Genomic DNA, 21114 nt, shown 5'->3' with positions numbered 1-21114 from the left:
CTGCCGGGGCATGCGGTCGGGGGCCTGCGGGAAGGGTGAGTGCCGTGCGTGGTCCCGCGATGACCGATGTGGCCCGCCTCGCGGGGGTTTCCCACCAGACCGTGTCGCGGGTGCTGAACGGGCACCCGAACGTGCGTGAGCAGACGCGCCTGCGGGTGCAGGCGGCGATCGCGGAGTTGGGCTACCGGCCGAACCGCGCGGCGCGCGCCCTGGTGACCGGCCGGTCGCAGGTGATCGGGGTGGTCGCCCAGAACACCACGCTGTACGGCCCGGCGTCGCTGCTGGCGGCACTGGAGCAGACCGCCGCCGAGGAGGGCTTCGCGGTCACCGTGGGCAGCGTGCGGGACCTCGACCGGGTCTCGATCTCGGCGGCCGTGGAGCGGCACCTGGCACACCGGGTGGCGGGCATCGTGGTGATCGCGCCGGTGGAGTCGGCCGGGGAGGCGTTGGAGCACCTGCCCAAGGACGTGCCGCTGGTGACCGTCGACGGTGACCCGCGCCGGCCGGTGCCGCTCGTGACCGTGGACCAGGTGGCCGGTGCGCGGGCGGCGACGCGGCACCTGCTGGACGCGGGCCACCGGACGGTCTGGCACGTCTCGGGGCCGGCCGACTGGTTCGACAGCGCCGGGCGCATCGAGGGGTGGCGGGACGCCCTGCGGGCGGCCGGCGCCGAGGTGCCGCCGCTGATCCCGGGGGACTGGTCGGCCGCCTCGGGCTACCGGTGCGGGCAGATGCTGGCGCGGATGCCCGAGGTGACGGCGGTCTTCACCGCCAACGACCACCTGGCGCTGGGTGTCCTGCGGGCGCTGCACGAGCACGGCCGCCGGGTGCCGGACGAGATCAGCGTGGTGGGCTTCGACGACGTGCCGGAGGCGGCGTACTTCATCCCGCCGCTGACCACCGTGCGGCCGGACTTCGTGGCGGTGGCCCGGGCCAGCCTGGACCTGCTGCTGGCGCAACTGGAGTCGGACCGCGGCGGTGAGCTGCGGCAGACCATCGCACCGACCCTGATCTCCCGGCAGAGCGTCGCCGGCCCGCCGGACTGACCGACCGCCGTGGGCCGGGCTCCGGTCAGCCGGCGCTGTTGGTGTGACCGCTAACAGACCTGACTCCGGTGGCAGTTGATCGCTCCTATCCGTCGTTCGGACATCTTGACCGTCCCCAATGTGAGCGTTAACAATGTGGGCCACGACACACGCGGGTGGAGGTGGTCGGAGTGGCCGGACCGGGGGACCGGTACGTCATCGGGGTCGACTTCGGAACGCTGTCGGGCCGGGCCCTGGTGGTCCGGGTCGGAGACGGCGCGGAGCTCGGCACCGCGGTCCACGAGTACCGGCACGGGGTGATCGAGTCCGCGCTCCCGGACGGGACGCCGCTCCCGCCGGACTGGGCGCTGCAGGACCCGCAGGACTACCGGGACGTGCTGCGGCGGGCGGTGCCGGCCGCCGTGGCCGCCGCCGGGATCGACCCGGGCCGCGTGATCGGGATCGCCACCGACTTCACCGCCTGCACCGTCCTGCCGACGCTCGACGACGGCACCCCGCTCTGCGAGGTGCCGGAGCTGCGCAGCCGGCCGCACGCCTGGGTGAAGCTGTGGAAGCACCACGCCGCCCAGCCGCACGCCGACCGGATCAACGCCCTCGCGCACGAGCGCCGCGAGCCCTGGCTCCACCGGTACGGCGGGAAGATCTCCGCCGAGTGGCAGTTCGCCAAGGGCCTGCAGATCCTCGACGAGGACCCGGAGATCTACCGTCGCGCCGCGCGGCTCGTCGAGGCCGCCGACTGGATCGTCTGGCAGCTCTGCGGCGCGGAGACCCGCAACATCTGCACGGCCGGCTACAAGGGCATCCGCCAGGACGGCCGGTACCCGTCCCGGGACTTCCTGGCGGCCCTCGACCCGGGGTTCGCGGGCTTCGTGGCCAAGCTGGACGGGCCGCTGCTTCCCCTGGGCGCCCGGGCCGGCGCCCTCACCGCCGAGGCCGCCGGCTGGACCGGCCTGCCCGAGGGCATCGCGGTCGCCGCCGGCAACGTCGACGCCCACGTCACGGCCGCCTCCGCCCGGGCGCTGGCGCCCGGCCACCTGGTCGCCATCATGGGCACCTCCACCTGCCACGTGGTCAACGGCGCCGAGCTGGCCGAGGTGCCGGGCATGTGCGGCGTCGTCGAGGGTGGACTCAGCCCCGGCGCGTGGGGCTACGAGGCCGGCCAGAGCGGCGTCGGCGACATCTTCGGCTGGTTCGTCGACCACGCCGCGCCGGCGGGCGCCGATTCGCACGAGCGGCTCTGCGAGCTGGCCGCGGCGCAGCCGGTCGGCGCCCACGGGCTCATCGCGCTGGACTGGTGGAACGGCAACCGGTCGCTGCTGGTCAACCACGACCTGAGCGGCCTCGTCCTGGGGCTGACCCTGGCCACCCGGCCCGCGGACGTCTACCGGGCGCTGCTGGAGTCCACCGCCTACGGCACCCGCATGATCATCGAGGCGTTCGTCGCGGCGGGGGTGCCGATCCGGCAGCTCGTGGTGGCCGGCGGCCTGACCGCCAACCCGCTGCTCATGCAGATCTACAGCGACGTCACCAACCGGCCGCTGAGCCTCATCGGTTCGGCGCAGGGGCCCGCGCTGGGCTCGGCGATCCACGCGGCGGTCGCCGCCGGCGCGTACCCGGACGTGCACGCGGCCTCGGCCGCGATGGGCCGGGTCGACCGCGACGCCTACCGGCCGGATCCCGAGCGGGCGCGGGCCTACGACGCGCTCTACGCCGAGTACCGGACCCTGCACGACCACTTCGGACGCGGCGGCAACGACGTCATGTCCCGCCTGCGCGCCATCCGCAACGCCGCCGTCGAACGACCGGCGGCGCAGGTCGGCACGCCGCTGGAGGTGGTCGCATGAGCGCCGAGATCCAACGGCTGCGCGAGAGCGTCGCCCGGCTGCACGCCGAACTCACCCGCTACGGGCTGGTCGCGTGGACGGCCGGGAACGCTTCGGCCCGGGTGCCCGGCCAGAACCTCATGGTGATCAAGCCGAGCGGCGTCGACTACGACGACCTCGCCCCGGAGAACATGGTCGTGTGCGACCTCGACGGCGTCGTGGTCGAGGGCGAGTTCGCGCCGTCGAGCGACACCGCCGCACACGCCTACGTCTACCGCGCCCTGCCCGAGGTGGGCGGGGTGGTGCACACCCACAGCGCGTACGCGACCGCCTGGGCGGCCCGCGGCGAGCCGATCCCGTGCCACCTCACCGCCCAGGCCGACGAGTTCGGCGGTGAGATCCCGATCGGCCCGTTCGCCCTGATCGGCGGCGACGACATCGGCAAGGGGATCGTGGCGACCCTCGCCGGGCACCGCTCGCCGGCCGTGCTCATGCGCAACCACGGCGTGTTCACCATCGGCCGGGACGCCCGCGCCGCGGTGAAGGCCGCGGTCATGTGTGAGGACGTCGCCCGTACGGCGCACCTGGCCCGGGCGCTCGGCGCGCCGCTGCCGATGGCGGCGGCCGACGTCGACGCCCTGCACGACCGCTACCAGACCGTCTACGGGCAGCGGCCCCCCTCACCGGCGAGCCCCTGAGGGCCCGCCCCGATCGCGCGGCCGTTCCCCGGACCGTCCGCGTCGCACCACCCACCACCCACCACCAGCGCAGGCCGTGCACCCACGGGGGCGCACGGCCTCCCGGAACGCTTACCCCGAGGAGATTTGCGGTGAAGAGAATGAGGACCCACCCGCCGTCCCGCAAGGTCATCGCGGTGCTCGCCGCCGCGCTGCTCGCCACCGGCGTGGCAGCCTGCGGCAACAGCGACACGGGCGGCAGCAGCGGCGCCGACGACGGCACGATCACGCTCGGCTTCTCCCAGGTCGGCGCGGAGAGCGGCTGGCGTACGGCGAACACCACCTCGATCAAGGAGGCCGCGACCGAGGCCGGGATCGACCTGAAGTTCGACGACGCGCAGCAGAAGCAGGAGAACCAGATCAAGGCCATCCGGAACTTCGTCCAGCAGAAGGTCGACGTGATCGCCTTCTCGCCGGTGGTGGAGTCCGGGTGGGACACCGTCCTCAAGGAGGCCCGGGACGCCAAGATCCCGGTCATCCTCACCGACCGGTCGGTCGACTCGGCCGACAAGTCCCTCTACAAGACCTTCCTCGGCTCGGACTTCGTGAAGGAAGGCCGGCTCGCGGGGGAGTGGCTGGTGGAGCAGAAGAAGGCCGCCACCGGCCCGGTCACCATCGTCGAGCTGCAGGGCACGACCGGCTCGGCGCCGGCCAACGACCGGAAGAAGGGCTTCGCGGAGGCGATCGCCGCCAACCCGAACCTCAAGATCGTCGCCTCCCAGTCCGGTGACTTCACGCGCGCCGGCGGCAAGCAGGTGATGGAGCAGTTCCTGAAGGCCAACCCGAAGATCGACGTGCTGTTCGCCCACAACGACGACATGGGCCTGGGCGCGCTCGAGGCGATCACCGCGGCCGGGAAGGTGCCCGGCAAGGACATCACCATCATCACCGTCGACGCGGTCAAGGACGGGATGCAGGCCCTGGCCGACGGCAAGTTCAACTTCATCGCCGAGTGCAGCCCGCTGCTGGGTCCCCAGCTGATGGACCTGGTCGAGAAGGTGCACAACGGCGAGGAGGTGCCGGCCCGGATCGAGACCCAGGAGACCACCTTCACCCAGGAGCAGGCGAAGGAAGCGCTGCCCAACCGCAAGTACTGACCGGACCACGGGGTCGCGACCCCGCATCCGACAGCGGCGGCCGGGCCTCGGGCCCGGCCGCCGCGCCCACCCCGCGCACCGCCTCATCGACCAGGAAAGGACCCGGTGGCATGACGGGTAGCCATCCAGTGCTGACAATGACCGGGATCAGCAAGTCCTTCCCGGGGGTACGGGCGCTCGACGGCGTGGACTTCCGCCTCCTCCCCGGCGAGGTGCACGCCCTGATGGGCGAGAACGGCGCCGGCAAGTCGACCCTCATCAAGGTGCTGACCGGCGTCTACAGCGCCGACCACGGCACCGTCACGCTCGGCGGCGAGGCGGTGTCCTTCACCGGCCCGATGCAGGCCACCGCCGCCGGGGTGAGCACCGTCTACCAGGAGGTCAACCTCTGCACCAACCTCTCGGTGGCGGAGAACATCTTCATCGGCCGGGAGCCCCGCCGGCTCGGCGCGGTGCGGTGGGCGGAGATGCGCCGCCGCGCCCGCTCTCTCCTGGCCCGGCTGGACCTCGACATCGACGTCAACGCGCAGCTCGGCAGCTACTCGCTGGCCGTGCAGCAGATGGTGGCGATCGCCCGCGCCATCGACATCGAGGCGCGGGTGCTGGTCCTCGACGAGCCCACCTCCAGCCTCGACGCCGTTGAGGTCGCCCAGCTGTTCCGGGTCATGCGGCAGCTGCGCGACGACGGCCTCGCGATCCTGTTCGTCACCCACTTCCTGGACCAGGTCTACGAGATCGCCGACCGGATCACGGTGCTGCGCAACGGCCAGCTCGTCGGCGAGTACCCGACGAGCCAGCTTCCCCAGCTCGGCCTGGTGGAGAAGATGATCGGCAAGGAACTGCGGGTGCTGGAGCGACTCGACGAGCAGTCCCGGCACGACGCCGCGCCGGCGGAGGGCGCACCGCTGCTGGACGTACGCGAGCTGGGGCGCCGCTCGGCGGTCGCGCGGTTCGACCTCACCATCCACGAGGGCGAGGTGGTCGGCCTCGCCGGGCTGCTCGGCTCGGGCCGTACCGAGGTGGCGCGGCTGCTGTTCGGCGCCGACCGTGCCGACCACGGCACCGTCCGGGTGCACGGCACACCCACGACACTGCGTACCCCGGTGACCGCCATCGGCCACGGCATCGGCTTCTGTTCCGAGAACCGGCGGGCCGAGGGCATCGTCGCCGAGCTGTCCGTGCGGGAGAACATCATCCTGGCCCTGCAGGCCGCCCGGGGCTGGCTCCGGCCCGTGCCCCGGCGCCGGCAGGACGAGCTGGTCGAACGGTACGTGCGGGCCCTGAGCATCCGCCCGGCCGACCCCGACATCCCGGTGGGCAACCTGTCCGGCGGCAACCAGCAGAAGGTCCTGCTCGCGCGCTGGCTCATCACGGAGCCGCGCCTGCTGATCCTCGACGAGCCGACGCGGGGCATCGACATCGGCGCCAAGACCGAGATCCAGCGGCTGGTCGCGCAGCTCTCCGACGGCGGTATGGCGGTGCTGTTCGTCTCCGCCGAGCTGGAGGAGGTGCTCCGCCTCAGCCACACCATCGCCGTCATGCGCGACCTGGAGATGGTCGCGCGACTCACCAACGACCCGAGCGTCGACGCCGACCGGATCATGCAGACCATCGCGGCCGGCACCGGGCACGAGGAGGTGCCGTCATGAGCAACCGCACGGCCGGCTACCGGGGGCTGACGACACACCGGCTCTTCTGGCCGGTCGTCGTCCTCGTCGGCATGCTGGCCGCCAACACCGTCTACCGTCCCGGCTTCCTGTCGGTGCAGATGCGCGACGGTCACCTGTACGGCAGCCTGATCGACATCCTCCGGCTGAGCGCGCCGCTGATCCTGGTCGCCCTCGGCATGACGCTGGTGATCGCCACCGGCGGCATCGACCTCTCGGTCGGCTCGCTCTGTGCCATCAGCGGCGCCATCGCCTGCCTGCACATCAGCCAGCAGCCCGACCAGAACAGCCTCGGCGCCGTGCTGACCGCCCTGGCCCTGGGTCTGGGGGTGGCCCTCGTGCTCGGCGCCTGGAACGGCGTGCTGGTCGCGGTCATCGGCATCCAGCCGATCATCGCCACCCTCATCCTCATGGTCGCCGGCCGGGGCCTGGCCCAGCTGATCACCGAGGGGCAGATCCTGACCATCAACTCGGACCCGTACAAGGCGATCGGCGTCGGTCACCTGCTGACCCTGCCGCTGGCCATCTTCCTCGCCCTCGCCGCGGCTCTCCTGGTCGCCGCGGTGACCCGGCGCACCGCCCTCGGCCTGATCATCGAGTCGGTCGGGGGCAACGCGCAGGCCAGCCGCCTGGCCGGCATCCGGTCCGCGCGGATCACGTTCCTCGTCTACGTGATCAGCGCGGCCTGCGCCGCGGTCGCCGGCTTCATGATGACGGCCAACGTGTCCAGCGCCGACGGCAACGCGGCGGGCCTCTGGGTCGAGCTGGACGCGATCCTCGCCGTGGTCATCGGCGGCACCTCCCTGGCGGGCGGCCGGTTCTCCCTCGGCGGCACCATCCTCGGCGCCCTGCTCATCCAGACCCTCACCACCACGGTGTACGCCATGAACATCTCGCCCCAGACCTCCCTGCTGTTCAAGGCGGTCGTGGTCATCGCGGTCTGCCTCATCCAGGCGCCCGGCTTCCGCGCCCGCTTCACCCGACGCCGAGCCCCGGCGGCCGGGCCCACCTCCGTCACCGAGCAGCCGAAGGAGCAGGTGCCGGCATGACGACGCTCTCCCTGCTGGCCGCCCGCACCCGGGCACGCCTTCCCCGGCGGCACGTCCCGGTGCTGGCCACCCTCGCCCTGCTGCTGGTCCTGTACGGCGTCGGCGTGTCCCAGTACCGCGCGTTCTCGAACGTCCAGGTCGTCTTCAACGTCTTCATCGACAACGGCTTCCTGCTCGTCGTCGCCGTCGGGATGACCTTCGTGATCCTCACCGGGGGGATCGACCTCTCCGTCGGCTCGGTCGTCGCGATGACCGCGATGGTGTCGGCGTTCCTGCTGCGCGAGGGCCTGCCGGCGGCGCTGGTGCTGCTCGTGGCGCTGCTCATCGGGCCGACGCTCGGCTTCCTCATGGGCTGTGTGATCCACTTCTTCGACATCCAGCCGTTCATCGTCACCCTCGCCGGGATGTTCTTCGCCCGCGGCATGTGCACCTTCATCAGCGGCTCGTCGATCCCGATCACCGACGGGTTCTGGACCCGGATGTCCCAGCAACGCATCGGCGACCCCGGCGGCAACTTCGTCTCGATCAGCGTGCTCATCGCCTTCGCCGTGGTCGCCGTCGCCGCGTACACGCTGGCCTACACCCGGTTGGGCCGCAACGTGTACGCCGTCGGCGGCAACGCGCAGTCGGCGCTGCTCATGGGCCTGCCGGTGGGCCGGACCCGGATCGCCGTCTACACGATCAGCGGCCTCTGCGCGGCGATCGGCGGGATCCTGCTGTCCTTCTACACGCTCTCCGGCGCCCCGCTGATCGGCGTCGGCATGGAACTCGACGTCATCGCCGCCGTCGTCATCGGCGGGACGGTGCTGACCGGCGGCGCCGGCTACGTCTTCGGCACCGTGCTCGGGGTGCTGGTCCTCGGGGTCATCCAGACCTTGATCACCTTCGACGGCAGCCTCAACTCGTGGTGGACCAAGATCGTGATCGGCGGCCTGCTCTTCGCGTTCATCCTGCTCCAACGTCTGATCGGAATCCGCTACAAGTGACCGACCATCTCGCGGAAGGCAACCCCATGGCATCGCACGCTGAGCCTGAGATCTGGTTCCTGACCGGCAGCCAGGCCATGTACGGCGAGGACACCCTGCGCCAGGTGGCCGACCAGTCGCGGCAGATCGCGGCGGCGCTCGACGGCTCGCCGCACATCCCCGCCCGGGTCGTCTGGAAACCGGTCCTGACCACCAGCGGCGACATCCTGCGGGTGTGCCGGGACGCCGCCGCACAGGGGGCCGTCGGCGTGATCGCCTGGATGCACACCTTCTCACCGGCGAAGATGTGGATCGCCGGCCTGGACGCGCTGCGGACGCCGCTGCTGCACCTGCACACCCAGGCCAACGTCCTGCTGCCGTGGGACGAGATCGACATGGACTTCATGAACCTCAACCAGGCCGCGCACGGCGACCGGGAGTTCGGGTTCATCCAGACCCGCCTCGGTGTGGCCCGCAAGACCGTCGCGGGGCACGTCAGCGACCCGCGCGTGGTGGCCCGGGTGGGCGCCTGGTCGCGGGCGGCGATCGGCTGGTCGGCCATGCGGTCGCTGCGGCTGGCCCGCTTCGGCGACAACATGCGCGACGTCGCGGTGACCGAGGGGGACAAGGTGGAGGCGGAGCTGCGCTTCGGTGTCTCCGTCAACACCTACGGGGTGAACGACCTCGTCCAGGTGGTCGACGAGGTCGCCGACGCGCGGGTGGACGACCTGGTCAAGGAGTACGACGACAGCTACCGGCTGGTGGCCGAGCTGCGCCCCGGCGGCGACCGCCACCGGTCCCTGCGCTACGCCGCCCGGCTGGAGCTGGGGCTGCGCGCCTTCCTCGAAGCCGGCGGATTCGGCGCCTTCACCACCAACTTCGAGGACCTCGGCGGGCTGCGCCAACTGCCGGGCATCGCGGTGCAACGCCTGATGGCCGACGGATACGGCTTCGGCGGCGAGGGCGACTGGAAGACGTCCGTCCTGGTGCACACCGTCAAGGCGATGGCGGTCGGGGTCGACGGCGGCACCTCGTTCATGGAGGACTACACCTACGACCTCACCCCGGGCCGGGAACTGGTCCTCGGCGCGCACATGCTCGAGGTGTGCCCGAGCATCGCCGCGGGCACCCCCTCCGTCGAGATCCACCCGCTGAGCATCGGTGGGCGGGAGGACCCGGTACGGCTGGTCTTCGACGCCGCGCCCGGTCCCGCCGTCGTGCTGGGCCTGGCCGACATGGGGGAGCGGTTCCGGCTCGTCGCCAACGAGGTCGACGTGGTGGCGCCGCCACACCCGCTGCGCCGGCTGCCGGTCGCCCGGGCCGTCTGGCGCCCCCGCCCGCACCTGGCCGGCTCCGCCGAGGCGTGGATCACCGCCGGGGCCCCGCACCACACCGTGCTGTCGCAGGCCGTGGGGGTGGAGGAGCTGCACGACCTGGCCGAGATGAGCCGCACCGAGCTGGTCGTCATCGACGCCGACACCGAACCGCGCCGCTTCGCCGAGGAGATCCGCTGGAACCAGGCGTACTACCGGCTCGCCCGGGGGCTCTGACCCGGCCGGCGGCCGCGATCCGACGGCTGAACGACGACGGCCTCGTCCGCCGCTCGACCGGTCCAGCGGCGCGCGGTCACGCGCGGCGGGAGGCGAGGGTGCTCTCGGCGTACGCCCAGAGCCGGTCGGCGGCGGTGACGTCCACCGCGTGCTCGGCCACCCCGGTCATCGGGTCCGGGCCGCCGGGAACCACCTCCGACTCCTGGTTGTCCTCGAAGTAGCGGCCGGTGACGCCTTCGACCAGCGGCGACGCGGCCAGCAGCACGGTGGTGGCGGCGCCCTGGGCCGGGGTCTTGTAGTGGTCCGGCACCGTCACGGTGCCCGCCTCGTCGGTCGTCACCCCGAAGGTGCGCAGGGTGTCCGCGCCGAGGTGGCGTTGCAGGTTGGTGATGATGACGCCCGGGGCCAGGGCGTTGGCGGTGATCCCGTCGGCGGCCCAGCGCCGGGCGATGCCGACGGCGAGCAGGACGTCGGCGGTCTTGGACTGGCTGTACGCGGTCCACGGGTCGTACGGGCGGCGGGCGAAGTGGGGGTCGTCGAAGTCGACGCCGGCCCGGAGCTGTGCGCCCGAGCTGACCACGACGACCCGCGCGGAGCCGGCGGACCGGAGGTGGTCGTGCAGGCCCCGGGCGAGCGCGAAGTGCCCGAGGTGGTTGGTGGCCAGCTGCAGTTCCCAGCCTTCCGGGGTCAGCCGGCGGTCCGGCAGCGCCATGATTCCGGCGTTCGCGATCAGGACGTGCAACGGCCCGGTCCAGCCGGCGACGAAGGCGTCGACGGAGTCGAGGTCGGCCAGGTCGAGCGCGGCGGCCCGGACCGTGCCCGGCCCGGGGCCGGCGAACTCGGCCACCAGGTCGTCGGCGCGGGCGGGGTCGCGCGTCGCCACGGTGACCTCCGCGCCGGCACGGGCGAGGGCGCGGACCGTCTCCAGGCCGATGCCGGAGGCGCCGCCGGTGACGATCATGCGACGCCCGGTGAGGTCGACGCCGTCGATGATCTCCTCGGCGGTGGCGCGGGCGGTGAATGGGGTGGTCAGGCGTGTGCTCTCTGTCATGACGGCAACGCTACGACCTGCGGACCTGGACGGCCTATAGTTTGCCGTCCGGGAAAGTTTAGCCAGCGTCCGAGGGAGGTCGCGTGGATCCGCTGGAGGATGTTCTCTCGCTGATCGGGGCGACGAGCCACCTTTCCGCCAGTATGTCCGCCGGCGGATCGTGGGCCGTCCGGTTCCCGCCGCCCGCGGGCGTGAAGTTCAACGTCGTACGCCGGGGCGCCTGCTGGCTTCGGGTGGACGGGGTGCCGGAACCCCTCCGGCTCCGCGCGGGTGACTGCTTCCTGCTGACCCGGCCGGTCGCGTTCACGCTGGCAAGTGACCTGAGCCTGCCGACCGAACCGGCGGTGCCCCTGTTCACCGTGGCCGCCGACGGCGTGGCCCGTGCCGGCACCGGCGACGAGGTGTTCCTCATCGGCGGCGCGTTCTCCTTCACCGACCGCGCCCAGGCCCTGCTGCTCGACGGCCTGCCGCCGGTCATCCGGGTGGCGGCCGAGACGCCGGAGGCCGCGACCGTGCGACGGGCGGTCGACGAGATCGACGCGGAACTGCGGCAGGACGCGGCGGGGGCGCGACTTGTCGCCGAGCACCTGGCGGTCGTCATGCTCGTGCGGATCCTGCGCCTGTCCCTCACCCGGGACACCGGGCACACCTCGGGCTGGCTGGCCGGCCTGAGCGATCCCACCGTGGCGACCGTCCTGCGGCGGATGCACGCCCGGCCCGCCCACCCCTGGACGGTCGCCGAGCTGGCCCGCAGCGCGGCGGTCTCCCGCTCCACCCTGGCGGCCCGGTTCAAGCAGGTGGTCGGCCAGGGCCCGCTGGAGTACCTCACCGCGTGGCGCATCGAACTCGCGGCCGACCGCATCCGCCGCGGTGACGGCACCGTCGCCACCATCGCCCGCGACGTCGGGTACGGCTCGGAGAGCGCCTTCAGCGTCGCCTTCAAACGCGCCGTCGGTCTCTCGCCGCGGGCGTACCGCGCGGCCGCGGCACCGGCGGGCTAGGGGTGCGGCTCAGTCCACGAGCACCCCGGGGTTGAGGATCCCGTGCGGATCGAGCGCGGCCTTCGCGGCGCGCAGGGCCAGGGCGAACGGTTCGGGGCGCTGTCGGTCATAGCCGGGGCGGTGGTCGCGGCCGACGGCGTGGTGGTGGGTGATGGTGGCGTGATGGCGGTGCAGGACGTCGGTCGCGACGTCCTTGAGGTGGTCCCAGACGGCGACCTCGTCGCCGGGCCGGCCGCCGGCGAGCACGGTGAAGTAGGGCGCCGCCCCGTCCGGATAGACGTGGGTGAGGCGGCAGTTGATCATGGCGGGATGGCCGGTGGCCCGCCGTGCGGCGGCGCCGACCTCGTCCCGGACGGCGTCGATCAGCGCGGGTAGCCGGTTCCAGGTGGCGGCCGTCTCGAACGTCTCGACGACCGCACCCATCCGGGCGAGGCCGTCGCGCAGGTACGGCATCCGGAGGAACGCCGAGCGCCAGGCGCCGACCGCCTCGTCGCCCCGACGGCGGGGGCCCGAGGAGGGCGTGCCACCGTGTGCGCGGGCCAGGTCCAGCGCCTGGGCGAGAGCGGCGTCCACCGGCACGGCGGCCGACTCGAAGCCGAGGACGAGGACGGACGAGCCGTCCGGAGCGGCGCCGGACAGCGCGGCCTCGCCGGCATCGAGCAGGCGGCAGTTGGCCGGGGAGAGGCCGGACCGGGCGATCGCACGAACCCCGCGCAGCGCGGCGGCGAAGTCGGCGAAACGGACCGACGCGGAAGCCTTGTGCCGGGGGCGCTCCTGCAGGCGCATCCACGCCTCGGTGATCACGCCCAGGGCGCCCTCGGAGCCGAGGAACAGCCGGTCGGGAGACGGTCCGGCGCCCGAGGCGGGCACCTGCCACGACGTGCCGGCGCCGGCCGGGCTGACCACCCGCAGCGACTGCACGAAGTCGTCGATGTGCGTGTGGACCGTGGCGTAGTGACCGCCCGCCCGGGTGGCGAGCCAGCCGCCGAGGGTGGAGAACTCGAAACTCTGCGGGAAGTGCCGCAGCGTCAGGCCGTGCGGCCGGAGCTGGTTCTCCAGCGCCGGGCCGAGGACGCCGGCCTGGATGCGCGCGGCCTGGCTGTCGGTGTCGACCTCCACCACCTGGTCCATCGCGGTCAGGTCGAGCGACACCACCGCCCGGTGCGCGTCGCCGCGGTACTCCACGCCGCCGGTCACCGAGGAGCCCCCGCCGTAGGGGATCACGGCCACGCCGCGGTCGCCGGCCCACTCCAGCAGGTCGGCCACGTCCCGGTCGCCCGCCGGCCGGGCGACCAGGTCGGGTATCCGCCCGGGGCGGCCGCGCAGGGCGCGGATGACATCCCGGTACGCCTTGCCCATGGCGTGCGCGGCGCGCGCCTCGGGGTCGGCGGTGACGAGGTGCGCGAGGCTGCGCGGCGGCTCGACGGCCGGCCGGGGAATCCGCAGGTCGGGGACCCGAGGGACGGGCAGCGGGCGCGGGAGCGTACCGGGGAGGAGTGCTCCCAGTGCCGCGCATTCGGCGTCGTCGGGGTGTTCGTCCGCCCAGCCCCAGCCCCACCAGGAGCGGGCGCGGGCGGTCGCAGCGTCGGCCATGGCCATGACGGTATCCATCGATCACCGCGATCGCCCGTCCTTGATCGCCCCTCGGGGTGCCGGCGACTAGGATGACGGGCATGGCCGAGACCCTCGCGTTGACGTTGGCGCTGGAGCGGCGCGGTCCGGCGGGAGCGTTCGTCCTGTCCGACGAGCAGGTGTCCGTCGTGGGGGAGGGGCGCAAGGCGTTCCCCGTGCGGGTGAGTGTCAACGGGGTGACGCTCCCGCTGCGCCTGGCCCGGATGGGCGGGGAGAACCTGATCGGGTTGTCCCGCGCGGCGCGGGAACAGGCGGGGGTGAGCATCGGGGCGACGTACGCGGTCGCCATCGCCCTCGACGAGCAGGCCCGCAGCGTCGAGGTGCCCGAGGACCTGGCCGCCGCTCTCGCCGGTGACGGCGAGGCGCAGGCGGCGTTCGCGGCGCTGGCCCCCTCGCACCGCAAGGAGTTCGTCCGCTGGGTCACCGAGGCCAAGCGGGAGGCCACCCGGGCGCAGCGCGTCACGAAGACCATCGAGATGCTCCGCGCCGGCCAGCACCGCTGAGCACGCCGGCACCGCCGGCAGCGGTCCGGGCGGGACGGGTCGCGCGACGCGTCCCGCCCGGACCGCCACGCCTACCGGCGCGGCCGCTGCGGGGCGCGCGGCAGGACGTACGGCGGTCCGCTGTAGATCAGGTCGGCCTTCATGAGCTGGTACGCCCGCTTGGGCTGGTAGTTCTCGTCGTAGATGGTGGCCAGCCCCTCCGGCGGGTCGGAGAACCAGCCGGGCACCCAGGAGTGCTTGTCGGTGAATCCCCAGACGGTGAACGACAGGCAGCGCCGCTCGGCCAGGCAGGCCTGCAGCAGCACGCTGAAGTTCGCCGCCGAGGCCTGCAGCCGCGGGTTGATCTCGTTCGAGTCGCCCGCCTGGACTCCCTCGGTGAGCTGGCTGCGCACGTCGACCTCGGTGAACGCGGTGGCCAGCCCCAACCCGGCGAACCTCCGCAGCGCCTCGGCGACCTGGAGGGTGTCGAAGTTGCCGTACTGGGTGCCGAGGTGGCCCTGGCTGCCGATGCCGTCGATCGGCACGCGCTGGGCCAGCAGGCTCTTGGCCATGTCGTACACGAACTGGGTCTTGTCGTTCGCCGGGTCGCGCGAGCCGAAGGCCTCGATGTTGTAGTCGTTGTAGAACAGCAGGGCGTGCGGATCGGCGGCGCGGGCCCAGCGGAAGGCGTCGGCGATGTAGCCGGGGCCGAGGTGCTGGGCCCAGAACCCCTTGTAGTGCAGGGTCGACGGGGTGTCCCAGGGGTCGCTGACCGCCTCGTTGACCACGTCCCACTGCCAGATCCGGCCCTTGAAGTGGGTGACCACGGCGGTGATGTGCCGGCGCAGGATGTCCCGCAGCTCGGTGTCGCTGATGGAGCCGTCGGCCACGCCGGCGGTCAGCCAGCCGGGCAGCTGGTTGTGCCAGACCAGGACGTGCCCGCGTACGCGCTGGTTGTTCTGCTTGGCGAAGGCGAGGAGCCGGTCGGCCGGCGCCCAGTTGTAGGTGCCGCGGGTCGGCTCCAGGCTCTCCCACTTCATCACGTTCTCCGCGGTGACCGTGGAGAACTCCGACGCCGCGAGCTGGCGGTACCGCGGGTCGGCGGGGTCGTCGAGGGCGGCCATGTCGACGGCCGTGCCGATGGCCAGCCCGTGGCGCAGCGCGAGGTTGCGCAGGCTCTGGTCGGCCGGGTCGTACGGCCGGCCGGCCGTCGCCGGCGGGCTGCTGAGAGTGGCGGCGGCGGCCACGGCGACCGCGCCGGCGGCTATCCATCGTCGCAGTTTCATGGGCTTCTCCGGTGTGCAACGGGTCGACCGGGACGTCGACCGAGAGGGCGCGGGGGTGTGAGCAGGTGACGCGCCGGACGCCGATGAGAGGGACGGTGCGGGGAGCTGTGTTCGAGCCGGCCCGGTCGATACTTCCGGGCAAATTCCCGGTAACTGGCCGGAACAATACGAGCGTCGATCCCCGTCGTCAACCGTCGTCCGAGACCGCCCGGACCGGCCGGGCGTCAGGGCCGCGGTGGCCGCCGAGCAGGCCTGGCAGGGCCTTGACCCGACACGCGGCAGGTTCTACCTTGCCCTCAAGCGATCGAAAAGTACCGGCACCCGACCGGAAGTCGATGACGAAGGGGCGACAGGTGGCCTCGGACGAGCCCCGGAAAGTCACCATCGCCGCGATCGCGCGGCTGGCCGGCGTGTCGGTGCCCACGGTGTCGCGGGTTGTCAACGGCCGCTCCGACGTCGCGCCGCGCACCCGGGAACGGGTCGAGGAGCTGTTGACCCGGCACGGCTACCGCCGCCGCAGGCCGAGCGCGCGGCCCAGCTCCGGCCTGATCGACCTGGTCTTCAACGACCTGGACAGCCCCTGGGCGGTCGAGATCATCCGTGGGGTCGAGGACGTCGCGCACGCGGCCGGCATCGGCACCGTGGTCTCCGCGATCCACCGGCGCAGCTCCTCGGCCAGGCAGTGGCTGAACAACCTGCGCACCCGCTCCACCCAGGGCGTCATCTTCGTGACCTCCACCCTGGAGCCGCCGCTGCAGGCCGAGCTGCGCCGCCTCAACATCCCCGTCGTCATCGTCGACCCGGTGGGGGTGCCCCCGCAGGAGGCGCACACGATCGGCGCGACCAACTGGGTGGGCAGCCTGCGCGCGACCGAATACCTGCTCGGTCTCGGCCACCGGCGGATCGGCTTCGTCGCCGGGCCGCCGCAGCTGATGTGCAGCCGGGCGCGGCTCGACGGCTACCGGGCGGCACTGGAGACCGCCGGCCTCCGCGTCGACGAGGAGCTGATCCACCCGGGCAACTTCTACCACGAGGGCGGGTTCGCCGCCGGTAACCACCTGCTGCGCCTGCCCGACCCGCCCACCGCGATCTTCGCCGCCAGTGACCAGATGGCCCTCGGCGTCTACGAGGCCGTCCGACGGCGGGGCCTGCGGGTGCCCGACGACGTCAGCGTCGTCGGCTTCGACGACCTGCCGGAGGTCCGGTGGTGCTCTCCGCCGTTGACCACCATCCGGCAGCCCCTCGCGAAGATGGGTCTGCTCGCCGCCCGCACGGTCCTGCGCCTGGCTCAGGGTGAGCGGATCGAGAGCCCGCGGGTGGAGCTGGCCACCCAACTCGTCGTCCGGGACAGCGCAGCCCCGCTGGCCGCCCGGCCGTCAGATCCGGCGCGAGTGGCTACGAGTGCACCGCGGCATCACCGGTAGGGACGGCACGAGGCCCGGACGACCAGCTCGGTGGGGAGCCGGATGTGTGTGTCCCGCTCGACGCCGGCGATCAGGTCGATGAGCAGGCGCAGCGCCTCGGCCCCCATGCGCTGCAGCGGTTGCATGATCGTGGTCAGCGGGGGGTTCACCAGCGCCGACTCCGGGACGTTGTCGAAGCCGATGACGGACAGGTCGTCGGGCACCGTGAGGCCCATGCTCCGCGCGACGTCCATCGTGGAGATCGCCGAGAGGTCGTTTCCGGCGAAGATCGCCGTCGGTCGGTCCGGGAGCGAGAGCAGTGCCGCGGCCGTACCGGCGGCGCTCTCGGTCCGGAACCCGCCGACGCGCACGATCCTCTCGTCCACCGCCACGTCGGCGTCGGCCATGGCCTTGCGGAAGCCCGCCTCGCGCAGGCGCGCCGACTCGAGGTCGGGGCGTCCGCTGATGTGGCCGATGCGGCGGTGGCCGAGCGACAGCAGGTAGTTGGTGGCGAGCACGGCGCCGGCGAAGTTGTCCGAGTCGACGGTGGGCAGGCCGGACGGGCCGGTGTGGGGGTCGACGGCCACGACGTGGAAGCCCTGCTTGGTCTCGATCACGGTCGGCGTGACGATCACGGCGCCGTCGATGAGGGTCCCGGAGAGGCGGGCCAGCGAGCGCCGCTCCCAGCCGATGGCGGCGCCCTCGCCGTCGCCGCTGGAGTAGGCGAGCAGCTGGTATCCGCTGCCGGCGACCTCCCGGGACGCCCCCTTGAGCAGTTCGGTCGAGAACGGCTCGAACTCGGCGACCAGGATGCCCAGCACGTTCGTGCGGTGGCTGCGCAGGCTCTGCGCCCCCAGGCTGGCCTCGTAGCCGAGCTCGTGGATGACCTGTTGGACGCGCTCCACGGTCGCCTGGGCCACGCCGTACCGACCATTGACAACCTTCGATACCGTCGCCACCGAGACGCCGGCGGTACGTGCCACATCCGACATCTTGACGCGCTCCGGGAACACCACCCGACGATGATAGAGCCGCTGCGCAGACCCCGTCACGAGTGACTCGAAAACGTTATCGATACCGATTGACACTCTGTTTCACGGCTGTAAAACTCCCCCGCAGGCCGAGTACCGCGACTGCCTGACGGAGGAGACATCGATGGCGACGAAGCGCCGTGCGGGTGCCGCTCTGGCACTGCTTATGACAAGCGCTCTCGTCGCCGCTGGTTGCAACAGCGGCGGCGACGACGAGGCGTCCAGCGAGACCGAGCTGTACAAGAACCCCGTGACCCTGACCTGGTGGCACAACGCCCCCCAGGACGGGCCCGGCAAGGTTTACTGGGAGAAGGTCGCCAAGGACTTCTCCGCGCTCCACCCGACCGTCAAGATCGAGATCGAGGCGATCGAGACCAACCAGCTGCAACGCACCCGCATCCCCGCCGCGCTGCTGAGCAACGACCCGCCGGACATCTTCATGTCGTGGGGTGGCGGCGAGATGGTCGAGCAGGTCGAGGCCGAATACCTCAAGGACATCACCGACCAGGTCAAGACCGAGGTCGCCAACATCGGCAGTGCGGCCGAGATCTGGCAGGTGGACGGCAAGCAGTACGGCCTGCCGTTCCGGATGGGCATCGAGGGCATCTGGTACAACAAGGACATGTTCGCGCAGGCGGGCATCAGTGCTCCGCCGACCACGTTCGAAGAGCTCAACGCCGCGGTCGCGAAGCTCAAGGCCATCAACGTCACCCCGATCGCCGTGGGCGCCGGTGACAAGTGGCCCGCCGCGCACTGGTGGTACAACTTCGCGCTGCGCGCCTGCTCGGTCGACACGCTGAAGAAGGCGTCCAAGGAGAAGGTCTTCGACGACCCGTGCTTCGTGAAGGCCGGCCAGGACCTGAAGGCCTTCATCGACACCAAGCCGTTCCAGAACAACTTCATCGCCACGCCGGGCCAGAACGACCCGACCAGCGCCAACGGTCTGCTCGCCAACGGCAAGGCCGCGATGGAGCTGATGGGCGACTGGAACCGGGGCACGCTGGACAACGTCGCCACGGACAAGGCCAAGCTCGCGAAGTTCCTCGGCTGGTTCCCCGTGCCGGCGATCTCCGGTTCCGCCGGTGACCCCAAGGCGGCGCTCGGCGGCGGCGACGGGTTCGCCTGCGCCAAGAAGGCCCCGGCCGAGTGCGTCGAGTTCCTCAAGTACATCGCCAGCCCCGAGGTGCAGAAGGGCTACGCCGAGACCGGGACCGGGCTCCCGGTCGCCAAGGGAGCGGAGGCCGGCATCACGGACCCCGCGCTGAAGTCCATCCTGCAGGCCACGTCGGAGGCGAGCTACGTCCAGCTCTGGTTGGACACGGCCTACGGCAGCACCGTGGGCACCGCGATGAACGACGGGATCGTCGGCATCTTCTCGGGCAAGGGCACGCCGGAGCAGGTCGTCGCAGGGATGAAGGCAGCCGCGAGCAAGTGACCTCCACCGACCAAACCCGGTTCCCCGCCGGCGGCGTCTCCGCGCCGCCGGCGGGTCGCCGGCCCGCCGGGCGCCCGTCGTCCCGCCGGGCCGAGACTCGCCGCAAGTGGTACGAGATCATCGGGCTCACGACGCCGGCGCTCGTGGTCTACGTGATGTTCGTGCTGGTGCCGATGGGCTTCGCGGTCTACTACAGCCTGTTCCGGTGGCGTGGCGTCGGGCCACCCACCGAGTACGTCGGCTTCAGGAACTACGCCCTCGCCTTCCAGGACCCGATCTTCCTCGACGCGCTGCGCAACAACGCCGTCATCGTGTTCGGTTCGCTGCTGATCCAGGGCCCGGTCGCCCTGGGCATCGCGCTGCTGCTCAACCGTCGCTTCCGCGGGCGCGCCGTGTTCCGCCTGCTGGTGTTCGTGCCCTACGTGCTCGCCGAGGTCACCGTCGGGATCATGTGGAAGCTGATCCTGGCCGAGGACGGCACGGTCGACGCGCTGCTGCGGTCCCTGGGACTGGACAGCCTGGTGCAGGCATGGCTCGCCGACCTCGACGTCGTCATCTGGACGCTGCTCTTCGTCCTCACCTGGAAGTACGTCGGCTTCGCGATCATCCTCCTGCTCGCCGGCCTGTCGAACGTGCCGCACGAGCTGACCGAGGCCGCCGCGATCGACGGCGCGAGCTGGTGGCAGACCCAGCGCCACGTCACCCTCCCGCTGCTGGGGCCGACGATCCGGATCTGGATGTTCCTGTCGATGATCGGTTCGCTGCAGGTCTTCGACGTGATCTGGGTGACCTCGGTGCCCGCGATCCGGTCACTCGGGGCCTCCGGGACCATGGCGACGTACATGGTGGACAACGGGTTCTTCGCCCGGCTGTGGGGCTACGGCAACGCGGTGGCCGTGATCCTCTTCGTCATCTCGTTCGTCGCGGCGCTGCTGTTCCAGCGCTTCCTCCTCCGTCGGGACATCGAGGGCGCCATCACCAGAAGGGCGAACTGACCGTGGCCACGAACCCCGTCCATTCCCCGTCCGCCGGGCGCCGGCCGGTGTCGTGGGGCACCCCGCTCACGTACGCGCTCGCGCTCGCGGTCGCGGCCGTGTCGATCGCGCCGATCCTCTACGTGATCGTCGGCGGTTTCCGCACCACCCCGCAGATCGTCGCCGACCCGGGCGGCCTGCCCGACCCGTGGGTCTTCGACAACTACACCCGGGTGCTGACGCAGAGCAAGTTCTGGCAGCAGGCGTTCAACAGCGGGGTGATCGCCCTCGGCACCACGCTCGGCGTCGTGGTGCTCGGCATGGCCGCCGCCTTCGTGCTGGCCCGCTACACCTTCCGGGGGCGTGAGGGGCTCTACACCTTCTTCACGCTCGGGCTGCTCTTCCCGGCCGGGGCGGCGATCCTGCCGCTCTACCTGATGCTGCGGGACCTGGGCCTGGTCAACTCCTACTACGCGGTGATCCTCCCGCAGGTCGCCTTCCAGTTGCCGCTGACGATCGTGATCCTGCGGCCCTTCCTGTCCGCCATCCCCCGGGAGTTGGAGGACGCCGCCGCGATCGACGGCGCGGGCCGGCTCGGCTTCCTCTGGCGCATCGCGCTGCCGCTGTCGCGGCCCGCGATCGTCACCGTCGGCGTCCTCGCGTTCGTGGCCAGTTGGAACGCGTTCCTGCTGCCGCTGCTCGTCCTCGGCGACGTCAGCCTGCACACCCTCCCGCTGGGAGTGCAGAACTTCTCGAGCCAGTTCTCCACCGACACGGCCGGCGTCCTCGCCTTCACGTCGCTGGCGATGCTGCCGGCGCTGTTCTTCTTCACGCTCGCCGAGAAGCAGATCGTCGGTGGCCTGCAGGGCGCGGTCAAGGGCTGAG

At 71.9% G+C, this 21114-nt stretch carries 18 protein-coding genes; 14 read left to right on the top strand and 4 right to left on the bottom strand.

Going from position 1 to position 21114, the window contains the following annotated elements; translation table 11 throughout:
- Nucleotides 1-59 precede the first annotated feature (59 nt).
- From F8274_RS08075 to araA, 8 genes are all read left to right on the top strand, one after another.
- A complete protein-coding gene (locus F8274_RS08075; protein WP_192579750.1) occupies nucleotides 60-1046 on the top strand; it encodes a LacI family DNA-binding transcriptional regulator in 987 nt (328 codons plus the stop codon).
- Nucleotides 1047-1207: 161 nt separating this feature from the next.
- Nucleotides 1208-2890, top strand: coding sequence for a ribulokinase (gene araB, locus F8274_RS08070; protein WP_370518205.1), 1683 nt, complete (start codon nucleotides 1208-1210; stop codon nucleotides 2888-2890).
- Nucleotides 2887-3567 (top strand): L-ribulose-5-phosphate 4-epimerase, encoded by a 681-nt coding sequence (locus F8274_RS08065; protein ID WP_151461654.1) that lies wholly within the window; start codon nucleotides 2887-2889, stop codon nucleotides 3565-3567. Before araB ends, F8274_RS08065 begins: the two co-directional genes overlap by 4 nt.
- 140 nt (nucleotides 3568-3707) lie before the next feature.
- A complete protein-coding gene (locus tag F8274_RS08060) occupies nucleotides 3708-4703 on the top strand; it encodes an ABC transporter substrate-binding protein (RefSeq protein WP_151461667.1) in 996 nt (331 codons plus the stop codon).
- Nucleotides 4704-4813: 110 nt separating this feature from the next.
- On the top strand, nucleotides 4814-6352 hold the full coding sequence (locus F8274_RS08055) for a sugar ABC transporter ATP-binding protein (RefSeq protein ID WP_151461653.1): 1539 nt from the start codon (nucleotides 4814-4816) through the stop codon (nucleotides 6350-6352).
- Complete coding sequence (locus F8274_RS08050; protein ID WP_151461652.1) at nucleotides 6349-7419, top strand: ABC transporter permease; 1071 nt, start codon at nucleotides 6349-6351, stop codon at nucleotides 7417-7419. Before F8274_RS08055 ends, F8274_RS08050 begins: the two co-directional genes overlap by 4 nt.
- On the top strand, nucleotides 7416-8405 hold the full coding sequence (gene yjfF / locus F8274_RS08045; protein ID WP_151461651.1) for a galactofuranose ABC transporter, permease protein YjfF: 990 nt from the start codon (nucleotides 7416-7418) through the stop codon (nucleotides 8403-8405). The genes F8274_RS08050 and yjfF overlap by 4 nt, the downstream gene beginning before the upstream one ends.
- Nucleotides 8406-8431: 26 nt before the next feature.
- Nucleotides 8432-9934, top strand: coding sequence for an L-arabinose isomerase (gene araA / locus F8274_RS08040; protein ID WP_151461650.1), 1503 nt, complete (start codon nucleotides 8432-8434; stop codon nucleotides 9932-9934).
- 76 nt (nucleotides 9935-10010) lie between these two features.
- Here araA and F8274_RS08035 read toward each other — a convergent pair whose 3' ends face one another.
- A complete protein-coding gene (locus tag F8274_RS08035; protein ID WP_151461649.1) occupies nucleotides 10011-10985 on the bottom strand; it encodes an SDR family NAD(P)-dependent oxidoreductase in 975 nt (324 codons plus the stop codon).
- An 83-nt stretch (nucleotides 10986-11068) separates the two neighbouring features.
- On the opposite strand from F8274_RS08035, the gene F8274_RS08030 reads away from it, so the two are divergent.
- Nucleotides 11069-11986, top strand: coding sequence for an AraC family transcriptional regulator (locus tag F8274_RS08030; protein WP_151461648.1), 918 nt, complete (start codon nucleotides 11069-11071; stop codon nucleotides 11984-11986).
- A gap of 9 nt (nucleotides 11987-11995) precedes the next feature.
- On the opposite strand, the gene F8274_RS08025 is transcribed toward F8274_RS08030, so the two are convergent.
- Nucleotides 11996-13579: an FAD-binding oxidoreductase gene (locus tag F8274_RS08025; protein ID WP_225853662.1), complete on the bottom strand. Its 1584-nt coding sequence runs from the start codon at nucleotides 13577-13579 to the stop codon at nucleotides 11996-11998.
- Nucleotides 13580-13659: 80 nt separating this feature from the next.
- Here F8274_RS08025 and F8274_RS08020 point away from each other — a divergent pair, with 80 nt between their 5' ends.
- Entirely contained in the window at nucleotides 13660-14121 is a 462-nt protein-coding gene (locus F8274_RS08020; RefSeq protein WP_151461646.1) for a YdeI/OmpD-associated family protein, read from the top strand.
- A gap of 71 nt (nucleotides 14122-14192) precedes the next feature.
- Here the strand turns inward: F8274_RS08020 and F8274_RS08015 are convergent, their stop codons facing one another.
- Nucleotides 14193-15386 carry an endo-1,4-beta-xylanase gene (locus F8274_RS08015; protein ID WP_151461645.1) on the bottom strand — a complete coding sequence of 398 codons (1194 nt, stop codon included), beginning with the start codon at nucleotides 15384-15386 and terminating at the stop codon, nucleotides 14193-14195.
- A gap of 335 nt (nucleotides 15387-15721) precedes the next feature.
- On the opposite strand from F8274_RS08015, the gene F8274_RS08010 reads away from it, so the two are divergent.
- Nucleotides 15722-16810, top strand: coding sequence for a LacI family DNA-binding transcriptional regulator (locus F8274_RS08010; RefSeq protein WP_370518204.1), 1089 nt, complete (start codon nucleotides 15722-15724; stop codon nucleotides 16808-16810).
- Here F8274_RS08010 and F8274_RS08005 read toward each other — a convergent pair.
- Complete coding sequence (locus F8274_RS08005; RefSeq protein ID WP_192579749.1) at nucleotides 16801-17781, bottom strand: LacI family DNA-binding transcriptional regulator; 981 nt, start codon at nucleotides 17779-17781, stop codon at nucleotides 16801-16803. The two genes, F8274_RS08010 and F8274_RS08005, sit on opposite strands and share 10 nt — an antisense overlap.
- Nucleotides 17782-17986: 205 nt before the next feature.
- Between F8274_RS08005 and F8274_RS08000 the strand changes: the two genes are divergently transcribed.
- The 3 genes from F8274_RS08000 to F8274_RS07990 are packed head-to-tail and all read left to right on the top strand — an operon-like array spanning nucleotide 17987 to nucleotide 21113.
- Nucleotides 17987-19255, top strand: a complete 1269-nt coding sequence (locus F8274_RS08000; RefSeq protein ID WP_225853661.1) for an extracellular solute-binding protein — start codon at nucleotides 17987-17989, stop codon at nucleotides 19253-19255.
- Nucleotides 19252-20250 (top strand): carbohydrate ABC transporter permease, encoded by a 999-nt coding sequence (locus F8274_RS07995; protein WP_151461641.1) that lies wholly within the window; start codon nucleotides 19252-19254, stop codon nucleotides 20248-20250. The genes F8274_RS08000 and F8274_RS07995 overlap by 4 nt, the downstream gene beginning before the upstream one ends.
- Nucleotides 20247-21113, top strand: a complete 867-nt coding sequence (locus F8274_RS07990) for a carbohydrate ABC transporter permease (RefSeq protein WP_151461666.1) — start codon at nucleotides 20247-20249, stop codon at nucleotides 21111-21113. Before F8274_RS07995 ends, F8274_RS07990 begins: the two co-directional genes overlap by 4 nt.
- Nucleotide 21114 lies beyond the last annotated feature (1 nt).

Source organism: Micromonospora sp. AMSO31t, assembly GCF_008868175.1.
Taxonomy (GTDB): domain Bacteria; phylum Actinomycetota; class Actinomycetes; order Mycobacteriales; family Micromonosporaceae; genus Micromonospora.
Note: the sequence above shows the minus strand (reverse complement) of the source record. Positions and strands in the feature narration are given on the sequence as shown.